This is a genomic window from Uliginosibacterium sangjuense (genome assembly GCF_059132465.1).
Genome location: NZ_CP101132.1, coordinates 1750380 through 1765013, shown reverse-complemented (window position 1 = coordinate 1765013; position 14634 = coordinate 1750380). Strand labels below are relative to the sequence as shown.

Below are 14634 nucleotides of genomic sequence, written 5' to 3'. Positions count from 1 at the left end.
AGCGCAGTGAAATTACTGTGCATGCGGCGATTCATTTTCATTGATTTGAACAAATCAACAAGGTTGATCAGGAGAGCCTCGGTGACATCATTTAAGAAAACTGACACGCCGTTGATGCCGGCTGCGGCTTCAGGTGGCAAAGCGCTACTTCCGATTCACGATGCTGCCCAGCAGGCAAGAAACCTGAGACAGGTTCTCCAAGACGACAAGCAGCGAATTGGCTGTTTTCTCGGAGCAGGATGTCCACTCGGCATTTACGATGCCGAAGGACAGAAAAGCGTAGTTCTAATACCTGCGATTATCGATCTCACAAAGCGTATTGCTGAGGGACTTCAGGCTGCGGACAAAGCGATAGGTGCTACCTCGAAATTCAAAGCGCAATGGGATTCGTTGTGTTCGGAAAGCAAGCCGGCAAGTGGTCAGGATCCGACTGTTGAGGACGTTCTAACGGAACTCCGCACGCTCTCGAATCGTCGTGGCAGTGCTGAAATTCTTGGAATGAGCAAAAAAGACCTTAGCGATCTTGATGACAAGATATGTGCATTGATCGCCGCGGAAGTGAGCAAGCCGCTACCGGCGTACCGTAACTCCTACAGCCGATTTGCGTCTTGGGTTGGCGGCATCCACCGGGACTTTCGTACGGAAATATTCACCCCAAATTACGATTTGCTTCTTGAACAGGCGCTAGAGCAGCACCTGCTCCCTCACTTTGACGGCTTTGTGGGCTCGCGTGAGCCTTGGTTTGACCTCGCTTCAATTGAGCATGACACGATCCCTACGAGATGGACACGCCTGTGGAAGCTACATGGCTCAATCAATTGGGAGAAGAGCGACGAAACAATAAATGGGAACAAAGTCACTCGCATCGTACGCGTCACGCGTGAAGCTGAAGCCGGCAAAGTGATGATCTTTCCGTCACACCTCAAGTTCGAGCAAAGTCGCCGGATGCCTTACCTAGCTATGCTGGATCGCCTTCGGGCATTCTTCCGCGGGAATGACGCCCCCAGACTTGTCGTATGCGGATACTCATTCTTGGATGACCACCTCAACGAAGTTCTATTGGATGGGCTTCGGGGCAATCGCAATGCCCAATGCTTTGCATTGATGTATTCAGGTCTCAGCAGCCATCCTCGAGTTGTCGAATACGCGCAAAGACAAAGCAACCTCACCGTGCTTGCCTGGGATGGGGCCGTCGTAGGTACTCGTCTTGGCGGCTACCGGTCAGGCACCGCTGGCGGCTCAGAACATGCGCCATGGTTGCTCGACGAGGCTCCATCCGGGGGCGACCCCGAGGAGAGCTTCCCACGCAGTCGCCTTGGCGATTTTCATTACTTTGGACTCTTTCTTGAGCAACTTTGCGGCGAGGGTGGGTATGACACGCGACCAGTTGCCTAATCCCGATCCCTCACGGCTTGGTTCCGTCGAGGACGTAAACGGTGCAAGTATCAGCGTGAAGCTGTCGGAGAGCGCGCCGAGTGGGTTGCTTTTTGTGAATGGCGAAGCTTATCGGGTTGGTCAAGTCGGTGGATTTGTCCGAATTCCTTCTGGTTACGTGGATCTTTACGGCGTTATTTCGCAAGTCGGCGCGGGTGCGGCTCCAGGAGCACCAGAACTTGTCCCCCAGTTCGGCAATCGATGGCTGCGAGTTGAACTGGTAGGACAAGGGCGCCGAGGAACGAAGTTCGAACGGGGCATAGCGCAGTACCCTTCAATTGGAGACTCGGTGCACGTTGTTACTGAGTCCGATTTGAAGACAGTCTACGCGCCAGGGGACGAAGACGGATATGTAGCCGTCGGTCGCGTTGCGAGCGCCGAATCGATCCGCGCGTACCTTGACCTTAATCGGCTTGTCAGCCGACATTCAGCAGTCGTTGGCAGTACAGGTTCAGGTAAGTCGAATGCAGTTGCCAACATTCTGGGCGCTGTTTCTAACGCTGATCGCTTTAAGTCTGCTCGTGTCGTGCTGTTCGACTTGCACGGAGAGTATGCAAAGGCGTTTGGTGATCAAGCCCGAGTATTCCGTGTCGGAGCAAACGTTGAGGCTGGAGAAAAGGAGCTTCATGTTCCGTTCTGGGCCCTGACTGCTGAGGAGTTCATCTCTATTTCAATGGGTTCGGTGTCGGCAGGAGCACCGATGGCTTTGCTCCAAGAAAAACTATTAGCGGCAAAGCGTATGTCGAGGCCAGGGGGAGTGGTGCACGGCATGCCAGAGCTCTCAGTTACGGTTGATACACCTTTGCCTTTCTCCGTTTATCAGCTCTGGCTTGAGCTTTACTCACTGCATTGCGCGACACATACAGTAAGCAGCAGTCAGAATCAGGCTGAAACTACGCGCGCCTACGTTGAAGAAGGTACTCCACCTGAAAAGGTCGTTGGTGATGGAGACCAACTTGTACGCCCCCGGTTTATGCCCGAATGCAAGGACGCTAACGCTACCAAAATTTATAACGGTCAGCACAGCTCACTTCCTCGTGCGCATCTTGAAGTCTTGGAGAGCAGGCTCCGAGATCCGCGTATGCGATTTCTATTCAGGCCAGGGGATTGGGCGGTCGGAAAAGACGGAACGACCATGTCCGATCTCGACACGCTGCTTTCCTCTTGGATCGGTGCGGAATCTCCAATCTCTGTCTTTGACCTTTCCGGCATTCCAACGAGCATCGTGGACGATATGGTTGGTGCCATCCTACGCATCCTGTATGACGCGGTGTTCTGGGGCCGCATGAAACAGGAAGGTGGACGTGAGCGTCCTTTGCTTCTAGTGCTGGAAGAGGCCCACGTATACCTCGGGGAGCAATCCAAGAGCCGTGCGGCCACAGCTGCTAGACGCATAGCAAAGGAAGGTCGCAAGTATGGAGTAGGACTGATGTTGGTCAGTCAACGTCCCTCGGAAGTCGATGCGACGATCTTGTCTCAGTGCGGAACCATCGTCGCGTTACGCCTCACGAACGATAAAGACCGCAATCAAATCGCATCCTGTGCATCTGACAATCTAAAGGGCCTGTTTTCGATGTTGCCTGTCTTACGCACAGGTGAAGCGCTCATCGTGGGAGAGGCCGTCAATATGCCAATCCGCGCTCTGATAGACCGCCCGCCGGAAGGGCGCCGGCCAGACAGCGATGACCCTGTCGTCGTCGTACCAAAAGGGGAAGACGGCAAACGTTTAAGAAGTGGTGGATGGACCGAGCAGGTAGTGGCCGAAAACTACGCGCCACTCGTAGAAGCTTGGCGAAGACAAGACCCATTGGCTGGGGACTAGACTTCGACTACCAGTCAGCAGCCCGTTTAAGCATTTCAAAGGGAGCAGAAAATCATGGAACGGACACCAGTTACCTCTAGCAATATCGCTGCGATTGGCTATGACTCGGATAGCGAGGCGCTTGAGGTTGAGTTCAAGAACGGGGCTGTGTATTCCTATTCAGGTGTTCCGCTCGGCGAGTACGAAGGCTTCATGAATGCCGATTCGAAGGGTACATATTTGCACGCGAACATTAAGGGGCGCTACCCGTACGTGAGGTTGTGACCGCGTACCCCGGATATTCGTAGGGCGGAACGCCAAACGGTTCCGCCAATCCTCATATCGAGCAACCTGATGCATGCCGCCTGGCGGCGGCTGGCGGAACCTCCTGCGGAGTCCCGCCCTACGCCCCAGGGCTACGCGTGTTCTGTTGGTGCGGGAGCTGTTTTCGCTATTCGCGAATAGCGAAATACAGCCCGGGTGGGCAGCGCGTACCCACACGCTTGACCAACCCACCCCCATCACGCGTGGGCTCACCGAGCCCACCCTACCCCTACGCGTCACTCCACGCACTCACTCTTCGCGGCTAGCGGCTTCGGGGTAGAGCTCGGGCAGGAGGAATTGCAGGGCATCGAGGGGGAAGGCGAAGCGCACCGGGGCGACGTGGCCGGTGCTGGTGACCAGACCCGTTTCGATGAGGCGGGAGAGCAGCGTGCGGGCGGTGCGTTCGCCGAGCCCGGTCATCTGCTGGAATTCGCCGCGCGTGGTGGGGCCGGCGAGGAAGAGGTGGTAGAGCGGCAGCGCGGCCTCGGGGCGGATGCGTTTGTCGTGCGCGGCGCGGAAGGCGATGAGCGCCTGGATGCGGGTCTTCATGCCATCGAGATGGAACATGCGGGTCATGAAGCTGACCTGGTCTTCGCAGATACCGATTAACCACTCACACCAGCGGCGCAGCTCCCTCTCGCTGAGGTTGCCGCGCCCGTCGAGGTCGCCTTGACGGGGCGCGTCGGCGGCATCGAGGCGTTCGTAGTATTCGTCGCGACGGCGGGCCAGCCCACGGCTGACGGACCACAGGCCACCGCTCAAGGGCCACAGGGCACAGTGGGTTTGCAGGCGGCAGGCGCGGCCGTTGCCGTCAATAAAGGGGTGAATCCAGGCCATGCGCTGGTGGGCGGCCGCCGCGACGATGAGCTGGTCTTCGAGCAGATGCGGGCGGGCATAGACCTGATCGAAGCGGCCGAGAAAGGCAGCGAGCGCCTCGGGCGGTGGCGGTTCGTGACGGCCGACGGCGACCTGCCGGGTGCGCCACAGCCCGGGCGGAATGGCTTCACCCTCGGTGGTGAGGCGGTCGGCCTCACTCAGGCGGCTGTAGAGGGCACCATGCGCCTGCTGAATGAAGGCACTGGAGAGTGGCGTGATGCCGCCTTCAATGGAGGATTCCAGCGCCCGCTCGGCATCGATGTGGGCAAGTGCGACGCGCTGCAGGCGGGCCACATCGGGCTTGTCGGAGAAGTCGCGCCGCAGGGCGCGGCCGATGTTGTGCGGGTGGGTGCTCTGGCCCTCGATGCGGTTGGAATAGTAGGAGTTCATCTCCCGCACCAGCTCGCGCAGGCTGGCCAGGGTGTCGGGATGCGCAGCGGCAGTGAGACGCAGGGATTGCTCGATGACAGCACGAGAGCGCTCGCGCAGGGCGTCCAGCCCGGTTTGCGGCAGCAAGGGCTCGAACTGATGCGCTTGGGTGTATTGCGCGACGGGGCTGGATTTCATCTCAGTATTGCCGGTTATTGTGCCGGCTTTATTGCCGACCACACCTGCATAATACTTCACACAAATTCAATTGCTTATACTTTTTATATGCGCCTATTCGCACCATCAATCAAGACATAAGTTGCCGGTCATTGTGCCGACCTTGCGCACCGCGCTTGCTCAAGGCATTCAGCGTCACGAGATGGGTTATGGTGGCCAGTCCCTACCCCTGCCCTGCACCTGCAGGTGGAACTCTGGCGGCGCACGCCCGGAGTGCCCGGCGGGATCGGCCGCTGGCCATTTGAGGAGAACCGTCATGCCCTCGCTGCTCGACATCCCGGCTCTGATGCGCGCCGGGCAATGGAACGAAGCCCACAACCTGGTGCAGCAAGATCCGTCGGAGGCGGCGGCGTGGCTGCATGCCCTGCTGCATGTGCACCGCGTACCCCGGATATTCGTAGGGCGGAACGCAAAGCGCTTCCGCCAATTCACCCCTCGCGCAGCCTGATGCATGCCGCCTGGCGGCGGCTGGCGGAACCTTCTGCGGAGTTCCGCCCTACGCCCCAGGGCTACGCGTGTTCTGTTGGTGCGGGAGCTGTTTTCGCTATTCGCGAATAGCGAAATACAGCCCGGTAGGGTGGGCACAGCGTGCTCACGCGTTTGACCAACCCACCCCCATCACGCGTGTGCTCACCAAGCCCACCCTGCCCTTACTTCAACCCCTCCCGACCTCCACTTTCGCCCCTGCATGGGCTCGCGGCTGCACTCCGAATTCCCGCTTCGCCCCCTTGTCAGGGGAGGAGCACTCCGAATCGGGCCGACCTGACCTCCCTCCCCTGTCAAGGGGAGGGCTGGGGAGGGGTTTCCATGACAAACGAAAGATCGTAGACGGCTTCTTAGGCCGAAGCCTGCGGCCAGGCTGGCGCTCAGCACCGCCCTGCCAGTATCTGCTCGGCCGCCCAGGCCGCCTGCAGCACGCGGCCGTCCGCGTCGCGCGGCCCGACCATCTGCAAGCCGATGGGCAGCCCTGCCTTACCGGTGCCGGCTGGAATGCTGATCGCCGGCACATTGCAGTAGTTGAAGAGCGGCGTGTAGGCCGCATGACCGCGCGGGCCGGCGGGTTTGCCGCCGATCTCGGAAGGGCCCAACTGGTCGAGCGGCCAGGCCTCGACCGGCGCAGTCGGGCATAGCAGCAGGTCGTAGTCGCCGAAGAAGCCGGCCAACGCCTGCGCCAGCCTGTCGCGCAGCATCAGCACCGCAGCCAGTTGCGGCCCGCCGACCTGCTGGCCGGCACGGATCTGCGCGGCGAGGTCGGGGTCGATGTCGTCCGGCTGGCGTGACAGTGCATCACCGAACAAGGCTGCCAGCTCGGCCTGCTGCAGGGCCAGCAGCGGATACTCGCGCGCCGCTGCAGGCCAGGACGGGCTGGCTTCGTCGATCTGCCAGCCAGCCGCGCGCAGGCGCGCCACCGCCGCCTGCAGGGCGGCAGCCACGTCGTCGTCGATGGCGAGCCCGCAGCCGAGGTCCAGCGAGAAGCCCACACGCAAGCGCGGCAGCGGCGCCTTGAGGCCGGACAGCACCTCCATGTGTGCAAAGGCGGGTTGCGATAGCGGGTCGCGTGCATCGAAGCCCACCAGGTTCTGGAACATCAGCGCCACGTCCTCGACGTCGCGACCTAGCTGACCGATCACCGACAGCATGTGATTGGGGTCGTCGAAGCCCCAGGGATTGGGCACCGCGCCCAGCGTGGGCTTGAAACCCACCAGGCCGGTGTGCGCGGCGGGCCGCCGCGTCGAGCCGCCGGCATCAGTGGCCAGCGCCAGCGGCCCCATGCCAGCCGCCACCGCCGCCACCGCCCCACCCGAAGAGCCGCCGGGCGTGCGCGTCGGGTCCAGCGGATTGCGCGTGGCGCCGTGCAGCAGGTTGGTGGTGACGCCCTTGCAGGCGAACTCGGAACAGTTGGTGATGCCCAGCATCACCGCGCCGAGCGCGCGCAGGCGCGCCACGCACCAGGAGTCGCGCGGCGCCACGAAGTCGCTGAACAGGCGCGAGCCGAAGCTTGCCGGGCGGCCGCCGACCCACAGATTGTCCTTGGTGGTGAAGGGCACGCCGGCCAGGGGTAGCTCTTCACCCGCCTGCACGCGGCGGTCGACCGCCTCGGCCTCGGCCAGCACGGCGGCAGGGTCGAAGTGGATCAGCGCATTGAGCGCCGGATTGTGCAGCGCCACCTGCGCGCACACCGCCTCGGCCACCTCGCGAGCACGGAGCCGCCCTGCCCTGACCTGCGCGGCGATGTCGCGCGCCCGCATCGTGACCATGTCTGTCTTCATCACCACGTTCCTGTCCTTCCCGTCACGCGCACCGAATCGGGGCTGCACGCGCCTGTTTAGTGCAATGTTTAGTTGAATATTTTGTGTACAACTTACCAGCAAATCCGGTTTTATGAGGATGTAGTCAAGAAGCAAGGCGATGTTTACAAGAGGATTTCCATAAAAACAGCCTGTTCATCATCCAAGCAAAACCTGCTGGCATCCGACTTGCTAAATGCCCTGCATCACACAAGTTCCGTACCCGATCATGCCCACGCAAGAACATGGCTTCAGCCTCACGCTGGACGACATCCTTCATCAGTACGGCCATGCCATCGCAGTCGACCATGTGACGCTGGAGATCGCGGCCGGCGAGCTGGTGTCGCTGTTGGGCCCCTCGGGCTGCGGCAAGACGACCTTGCTGCGGATCATCGGTGGCTTCATCCAGCAAACCTCGGGGCGCGTGGTGGTGGGTGGGCGCCCCATCGACGACCTGCCGCCCAACAAGCGTGGCGTCGGCATCGTGTTCCAGAACTACGCGCTGTTCCCGCACATGAGCGTGGCGGAGAACATCGGCTACGGCCTGGCTGCACGCGGGGCAGATCGTGGAGCGCAGAAGAAGCGCGTCGGCGAGATGCTGGAACTGATCCAGCTCGCCCACCTGGCGGACCGGCTGCCGCGCCAGCTCTCCGGTGGCCAGCAACAGCGCGTGGCCCTGGCCCGCGCGCTGGCGGTGGAACCGCGCCTGCTGCTGCTCGATGAGCCTTTCGCCGCGCTCGACAAGAGCCTGCGCCTGGACATGCAAATCGAGATCAAGCGCATCCAGCGTCAGGCTGGCACCACCTGCATCATGGTCACGCACGACCAGGAAGAGGCCTTGTCGATGTCCGACCGCGTGGCCGTGCTGTCGCGCGGAAAGCTGGAACAGTTCGGCACTCCGACGGCGGTGTATGACGCGCCGGAAACACTCTTCGTGAATCAATTCGTCGGTACGGCCAACCAATTGCAGGGCACGCTCGAAGCGGTCACCGGTGAGGCCTGCAGCGTGCGCCTGCCGACGGGCCGCCTGCTCCAGTGCGCCGCGCCGCGTGAAACCCTGGCGCCAGGCAGCTCGGTGATCGCCTGCGTACGCCCGGAGAGCCTGCGCCTCGACGGCGATGCCGATGGCATTGCCGCCACCGTCGAGCTGGGTCTGCCGCTGGGCGCCACCATCGTGCACGAGGTGCTCACCGACGACGGCCTGCGCATCAAGACCGCCGAACCCCGCCTGCCCGGCCTGGAGCCGCGCCCGGCGGGCAGCCGCATTTCAGTCAGCCCGCTGGCCGCTTCGGCGATCCGCGTTTTCCCTGTTCCAGCCTGAACCACAAGGAGTCGTACATGGACCTCACCCGTCGCCGCGTCCTGCAGTCGGCGCTCACCCTCGCCGCGGTGCAATTGTTCCCCGGCATCACGCACGCCCAGGCGCGCCGCCTCGTCTTCGCCACCTTCACCGGCAGTTGGGAAGAGGCGCACAAGGCGGTGCTGGTACCCGCCTTCCGCAAGGCCAACAACAACGCGGAGATCACGCTCGACCCGATGCTTTCGGTCGACCAGATCGCCAAGGTGACGGCGGCGCGCAACAACCCGCCGATCGACGTGATGCTGCACGATCCGGGCCCCGCGCTGACCGCTGTGGCGCAGGACCTGGTCGAGCCCTTCCCGGTCGCCAAGAGCACCTACTACAAGGATCTGATCCCCGAGGCGCAGGAAGTGAATGGCCCGGCGATCTTCTTCCAGGTCGTGGGCCTGACCTACAACCCCGAGACCGTGAAGAAGGCGCCGACCTCGTGGCTGGACCTGTGGAAGCCGGAGTTCAAGGGGCGCGTCGGCATCACCAACATGAACTCCACGCTGGGCACCGGTTTCATGGTGGAGCTGGCGAAGATGAAGGGCGGCTCCGAATCGAACATCGAGCCCGCCTTCAAGGCGATCCAGGAGCTCAAGCCCAACCTCGCCGCGGTGGCCGCCAACCCGGGCCAGCTCGCCTCGCTGTTCCAGCAAGGGCAGATCGACATCAGCCCGGGCAACTTCAATGCCATCCAGATACTGAAGGCGCAGGGCGTGCCGGTGGAATGGGTCGCCCCGAAGGAAGGTGCCATCGCGTTCAAGACCACGATCCACGTCGTCAAGAACTCGCCCAACCGCGATCTTGCCGTGGCGCTGATCGAAGCCGCCATGTCGCCCGAGGTGCAGAGCAAGCTGATGCAGGCGCCCTACCTGGTCGTGCCGACCAACACCAAGGTCAAGATGGAAGGTGAAATCGCCAAGGCCCTGGCCAAGGATCACGCCGAGATGAAGAAGAAGTTCCTGTTCCAGGACTGGAAGAAGATCAACGAGCAGCGCGCCGGCTGGATCGAGCGCTTCAATAAGGAAATCAAGGTGTAAGACCGCGCTGAACACGCCCCGATTCCGTCATTCCCGCGAAGGCGGGAATCCACTTCTACGTGACGCAACAAGGCTATGCGGCGACGTGGATTCCCGCTTGCGCGGGAATGACGGGTCTGGTGGTGCAAGACCAATCCGACTCGACTCCTTCGATTCATCTGTACAACAGGACTCCGCCCGTGCGCACCTTCACCCCGGTCACCGTCTACGGCCTGCGCTTCGCCACGCCACTGGCGGCGTTCTTCGTCGTGTTCTTTCTCGCACCGCTCTTGCTGCTGCTGTTCATCAGCCTGCACAACGACACCGCGCTCACCGAGTTCGGTGTCAGCCAGTACGGCAAGATCTTCACTGAAGGCTTCGCCCTGCCGATCCTGGCCGACACGCTCTGGCTGGGCATGCAGGTCACGCTGTTGAGCCTGGTGCTGGGCTACGCGCTGGCCTGGGCTTTCGTGCGCAGTCGCCCGTCCATGCAGACGTTGCTGATCATGATCATCGTGATGCCGCTGCTGACCAGCGTGGTCGTGCGTACCTTCGCGTGGATCGTGATCCTCGGCCGCCAGGGCATCATCAACACCCTGCTGCTGCAGTGGGAGTGGATCGAGACGCCGGCCAAGCTGCTGTACACCCGCGCCGGCCTTGTCGTGGCGCTGGCCAACGTGCAACTGCCGTTGATGGTGCTGCCGCTCATCACCGCCCTGCAGCGCATCGAACCCAATCTGGAAGACGCCTCGTCGATCCTCGGCGCGAGCGCCTGGCGCACCTTCTTCAAGATCACGCTGCCGCTGACCCTGCCCGGCATCGTGGCCGGCTGCCTGCTCACCTTCGCCGCCTCGATCACCGCCTTCATCTCGCAATCGCTGATCGGCGGCGGGCAGATGCTGTTCATGCCGATGTACATCTACCAGCAGGCCTCGACTCTACAGAACTGGCCTTATGCCGCGGCCATCTCGCTGATCTTCCTGGTCGCGGTGATGGGCTGTGTGACGGTCTTCAACATCCTCGGCCGACTCTCGAAAGGCTACGCCGCATGAAGTTCGGACACCGCAACAGCCTCTCCGACGCCAGCCTCAGCCTCACGCTGTGGTCACTCGCTGCACTCTCCATCGTGCTGCTGATGGCCCCCACGCTGGTCGTGCTGATCGTCTCCTTCACCAGCGGCTTCTCACTGAAGTTCCCGCCGCCGGGCTATTCGCTGCGCTGGTACGAGGCACTGATCGAGGCTTGGCAATTGCACTTCGCGGCCTGGAACAGCATCAAGGTGGCTGGTCTCACCACCCTGCTCTCGGTCACGCTGGGGGTGGCCGCCTCGCTGGGCATCGCGCGTTCAGAGAAAGCCATGGCGCGCGTGCTCGACAGCTTCTTCATGTCGCCGCTGATCCTGCCCGCACTCGCGTTCGGGCTGGCTTCGCTGATCTTCTTCTCGCAACTGGGCATCCCGGTGTCGGTCACCACGCTGGTCATCGGCCACACCGTGGTGTGCATCCCTTACGTGATGCGCACCACCATCGCTGCGCTGGCGCAGTTGCCCGCCACCCTGCTGGAAAGCTCGGCCAGCCTCGGTGCAGACCGCTGGTATTCCTTCCGCCGCGTGACCCTGCCGCTGATCGCACCGGGCATCGGCGCGGGCGCCTTCATCGCCTTCATGTCCAGCTTCGACAACGTGCCGGTCTCGCTCTTCCTGCGCGATGCGCGCACCGACATGCTGCCGATCCGCATGTGGCAAGACCTCGAAGGCAAGCTCGACGTGACCATCGCCGCGCTGTCCGGCGTGATGATCTTCGCCACCCTGATCCTGATGGTGGTGATGGAGAAACTCACCGGCATCTCGAAGCGGATGCGCTGATGCGGGTGCGTCGGCCCCAGTCTTCATGCCGGCGATGCCCGCACCGCTGCAAAGACGCTGGGCTCCTGCCTGCGCAGGGGCGACGGCGCGAGAGGGACGAAAAGTGTGGATCGTTAGCCGGGGGCAAGCAAGGCAAGCACACCCAACCCGTCATTCCTGCGAAAGCAGGAATCCAGCGGCGTTCGTACCTGCGCAAAGACGCTGGGTCCCTGCTTTCGCAGGGACGACGGTGTGTTTGAGTGCGAAGAGTCGGGAGAACCGCGTGAGGGAAGGCCACCCCATCCGCGGCTGCACCGTCATGCAATGGCGGACTGATATCCCGCGACGTTCATATGGCCGCGAATTCCCCTCAGCCCACCGCGAACCATCAGGCTCCACGGAACAACGAATAGCCCCAGGGCGTCATCTTGAGAGGCAGGTGATAGTGCTGCGCCGGATCACGGATCACGAAACGGAAGGGCACCAGATCGAGGATGCCCGGCCCGCTGCCGCTGGCCGCGAAGTAGGCACCAGCATGAAAGCGCGCCTCGTAGGTGCCGGGCACGATGACATCGGTCCGCGTCACCGGGTCTTCCCATACGCCGTTGGCGCCAAGTTCACCCTGCGCGAGCAGACGAGGCTCAGGCGTCAGCACCCACAATTCCACCCGCATGCCGGCGGCAGGAATGCCGCGCGCTACATCCACTCCGTGCATCGAAATACCGCCTGCCATGTTCCGCTCTCCTCTCGTGTCGGTTGAAGCGCACGCATGAATTCGCCCGCGCCTGAATCCTCAACCAGCAAGAAGCGAGCCGCCAAGCATCCGCTGATGCTGCGCGCCCTGCTGGCCATGACCAGCGTGCAGGCCGTCGTGGGCATCGGCATCTTCGGGCTGGGGGTGGCCGCGCCCTTGATCGGCTTGCCAGTCGAACAGCTCGGCTGGTTCAACACCCTCGTCTTCGGCCTCGGCGCACTGGGCGCCTCCTGGGCGGGGCCGCTGTGCGCGCGCTGGGGCGGCGTGCGGATGTCGATGGCTTGTGTGGCCTGCGTACTGCTGGCTGCCTTGTTACTGACGATGCCCATGGCATGGCTGGTATGGCCTGCCGCGGTGCTGCTGGGCCTCGCCTTCGGGCCCGAGACGCCGGCCAGCTCGGCGAGCCTGGTACGCGTGACGACGCCCGCCCAGCGCGCCAGCATCATCGCCCTGCGCCAGACCGGCAACCAGTGGGGCGCCATCGCCGCCTCGCTGTGCCTGCCGGCCCTGCTGCTGCACGGCCGGCCGCTCGCCTTCGGCAGCCTCGCCGTGCTGTGCCTCCTGTTGCTGGCCCTGCTGTGGTCGCTGCGCGGCATCGACGAGCCGGCCCCGCTGGCCCAGGGCGGGCGCACCGCCCTGCTGCCCACGCTGCGCGAACAATGGCAGACGCGCGGCATGCCCGCCCTGCTGAGCCTGTCGGCCTGCTACGCGGCAATGCAGATCGGCCTCAACGGTTTTGCCTTCAGCTACCTCGTCGGCGTGCTGGGCGAATCACCCGCCCGCGCCGGCCTGTACCTCGCCACCGCTCAGGCCGCGGGGCTGGTCGCACGCCTGCTGCTGGGCGCCTGGGCACGGCGTGCGGCCAGCACCGCCAGTGCGCTGGGGTGCGCTTTGGGATGGATCGGCCCCGGCATCGCGCTGGCTACCCTATCCCTGGCTCTGCTGCCGGCACACACGCCGGCCACGCTGATGTTCCCGCTGATGGCAGCACTCGGCTTCCTCGTCTCGGGCTGGAACGGCCTGCTGCTGGCCGAGCTGGCGCGGTTGGCCGGCCCCGCCCGCACCGCCGCCTGGACCGGCGCTTGCATGACAATCAGCTATGTCGGCCTGCTCATGGCCCCGCTGCTGTTCGCCACGGCAAGCGCGGCGATGCGTCCGGTCTATCTGCTGCTGGCAGCGGGCTGCGCCCTGAGCGGCGTGGCGGTCCTGGTCGGCGCTCGTCGCCGGCCTGGTGCAGAGCTGCCCCAGGAGGCACCATGATCGTGCAGTTTTGTGAACAATCCACACCTGATCTTCAGCCGACAAAGCACCGCAGCCGCGAGTAGAATCCAGGCTCTCTCGAATCCACGCCGACACTCAGGCACATCCACATGGCCACTGCCAGCCCGTCCGCCAAATCAGACATCGCCCTTATCGCCGAGCGCATCACCAACGCGATCATGGAGCACCGCCTGCCACCCGGCGTGAAGCTGGCCGAGGAGCGACTGGCCGAGGCCTTCCAGGTCAGCCGTACGAAGATCCGCCATGCACTGACCGTGCTGGCCAAGGACGGCCTGGTGACGCTCTACCCGAACCGTGGCGCCTTCGTTTCCAGCCCCTCGATCCAGGATGCGCGCGATGTGTTCGCCATCCGCCGCCTGCTGGAGCCGGAGATCGTGCGCAGCGTGATCGCCGGCGCGAGCAAGGCGGACCTGCGCAAGCTACGCGCGCACATCGCCAAGGAGAGCGAGGCCCGCGCCGCCAACGACCGCCGCACCGTCATCAAGCTGTCCGGCGAATTTCACATGCTGCTCGCCCGCATCAGCGGCAATCGCTTCATCAGCAAGATGATGGATGAGCTATGCCCGCTGACATGCCTGATCATTGCCCTCTATGACTCACCGCAGACGCCCGCCTGCCCGGAGGACGAGCATTCCGAGATCGTCGACGCCATCGAGCGCAAGGACGCGGCCACCGCCTGCGAGCTGATGCTGCATCACCTGCAGCACGTGGAGAACGAGCTACGCCTGTCCACCGGCACCAAGGTCGACATCGACTGGGAACGCATGTTCGCCTGAGGCGGCGCCCTGCCCGGCCATGGCTGCGCGAGCGGGCATCCAGCATCTAGTGCGAAGGCCAGCGGGCACGAGAGGAAAACAAAGACACTGGGTCCCTGCCTTCGCAGGGACGACGAAGTGGGACCGACCCGTCAGGCGCGCCGTCATTCCTGCGAAAGCAGGAATCCAGCGTCTTTCAGAACGCCCCGAGCACGCGGAAGGAAAAGCAAAGCGTCCCCAGCCTGCCTCGCCGGGACGGCGCAAGCTGGACTGCGAGAGACAACTCCTTTCTGGCCTACGTCTTGCTA

The 14634-nt window shown here is 63.1% G+C and carries 13 protein-coding genes; 10 read left to right on the top strand and 3 right to left on the bottom strand.

The annotated features are described in order from the left end of the window. Positions 1-81: 81 nt before the first annotated feature. Genes NMB43_RS08020 through NMB43_RS08010 form a run of 3 tightly spaced genes read left to right on the top strand, consistent with a single transcriptional unit; the run spans position 82 to position 3520 of the window. A complete protein-coding gene (locus NMB43_RS08020; protein ID WP_494351626.1) occupies positions 82-1395 on the top strand; it encodes an SIR2 family protein in 1314 nt (437 codons plus the stop codon). After that, positions 1373-3256: an ATP-binding protein gene (locus tag NMB43_RS08015; protein ID WP_494351625.1), complete on the top strand. Its 1884-nt coding sequence runs from the start codon at positions 1373-1375 to the stop codon at positions 3254-3256. Before NMB43_RS08020 ends, NMB43_RS08015 begins: the two co-directional genes overlap by 23 nt. 54 nt (positions 3257-3310) lie before the next feature. Then, the gene (locus NMB43_RS08010; protein ID WP_494351624.1) at positions 3311-3520 is read left to right on the top strand and encodes a KTSC domain-containing protein; all 210 of its coding nucleotides are present in this window, start codon (positions 3311-3313) and stop codon (positions 3518-3520) included. 288 nt (positions 3521-3808) lie between these two features. Here the strand turns inward: NMB43_RS08010 and NMB43_RS08005 are convergent, their stop codons facing one another. Further along, positions 3809-5002: a Fic family protein gene (locus NMB43_RS08005; RefSeq protein WP_494351623.1), complete on the bottom strand. Its 1194-nt coding sequence runs from the start codon at positions 5000-5002 to the stop codon at positions 3809-3811. Between the two features lie 295 nt (positions 5003-5297). Between NMB43_RS08005 and NMB43_RS08000 the strand changes: the two genes are divergently transcribed. Then, positions 5298-5489: a hypothetical protein gene (locus tag NMB43_RS08000; RefSeq protein ID WP_494351622.1), complete on the top strand. Its 192-nt coding sequence runs from the start codon at positions 5298-5300 to the stop codon at positions 5487-5489. 418 nt (positions 5490-5907) lie between these two features. On the opposite strand, the gene NMB43_RS07995 is transcribed toward NMB43_RS08000, so the two are convergent. Beyond that, positions 5908-7311, bottom strand: a complete 1404-nt coding sequence (locus NMB43_RS07995; protein WP_494351621.1) for an amidase — start codon at positions 7309-7311, stop codon at positions 5908-5910. Positions 7312-7558: 247 nt separating this feature from the next. On the opposite strand from NMB43_RS07995, the gene NMB43_RS07990 reads away from it, so the two are divergent. The 4 genes from NMB43_RS07990 (at position 7559) to NMB43_RS07975 (ending at position 11557) form a co-directional block, all read left to right on the top strand. Next, the gene (locus NMB43_RS07990) at positions 7559-8650 is read left to right on the top strand and encodes an ABC transporter ATP-binding protein (protein WP_494351620.1); all 1092 of its coding nucleotides are present in this window, start codon (positions 7559-7561) and stop codon (positions 8648-8650) included. Between the two features lie 17 nt (positions 8651-8667). Then, on the top strand, positions 8668-9714 hold the full coding sequence (locus NMB43_RS07985; RefSeq protein WP_494351619.1) for an ABC transporter substrate-binding protein: 1047 nt from the start codon (positions 8668-8670) through the stop codon (positions 9712-9714). A gap of 179 nt (positions 9715-9893) precedes the next feature. Continuing rightward, positions 9894-10745, top strand: a complete 852-nt coding sequence (locus NMB43_RS07980) for an ABC transporter permease (RefSeq protein ID WP_494351618.1) — start codon at positions 9894-9896, stop codon at positions 10743-10745. Continuing rightward, positions 10742-11557 (top strand): ABC transporter permease, encoded by an 816-nt coding sequence (locus tag NMB43_RS07975; protein ID WP_494351617.1) that lies wholly within the window; start codon positions 10742-10744, stop codon positions 11555-11557. The genes NMB43_RS07980 and NMB43_RS07975 overlap by 4 nt, the downstream gene beginning before the upstream one ends. Before the next feature lie 367 nt (positions 11558-11924). Here the strand turns inward: NMB43_RS07975 and NMB43_RS07970 are convergent, their stop codons facing one another. After that, entirely contained in the window at positions 11925-12269 is a 345-nt protein-coding gene (locus NMB43_RS07970; protein WP_494351616.1) for a hydroxyisourate hydrolase, read from the bottom strand. Positions 12270-12305: 36 nt separating this feature from the next. Between NMB43_RS07970 and NMB43_RS07965 the strand changes: the two genes are divergently transcribed. Both NMB43_RS07965 and NMB43_RS07960 read left to right on the top strand, forming a co-directional pair. Further along, complete coding sequence (locus tag NMB43_RS07965) at positions 12306-13550, top strand: MFS transporter (RefSeq protein WP_494351615.1); 1245 nt, start codon at positions 12306-12308, stop codon at positions 13548-13550. Between the two features lie 110 nt (positions 13551-13660). Continuing rightward, entirely contained in the window at positions 13661-14347 is a 687-nt protein-coding gene (locus tag NMB43_RS07960; protein ID WP_494351614.1) for a GntR family transcriptional regulator, read from the top strand. Positions 14348-14634: the final 287 nt, after the last annotated feature.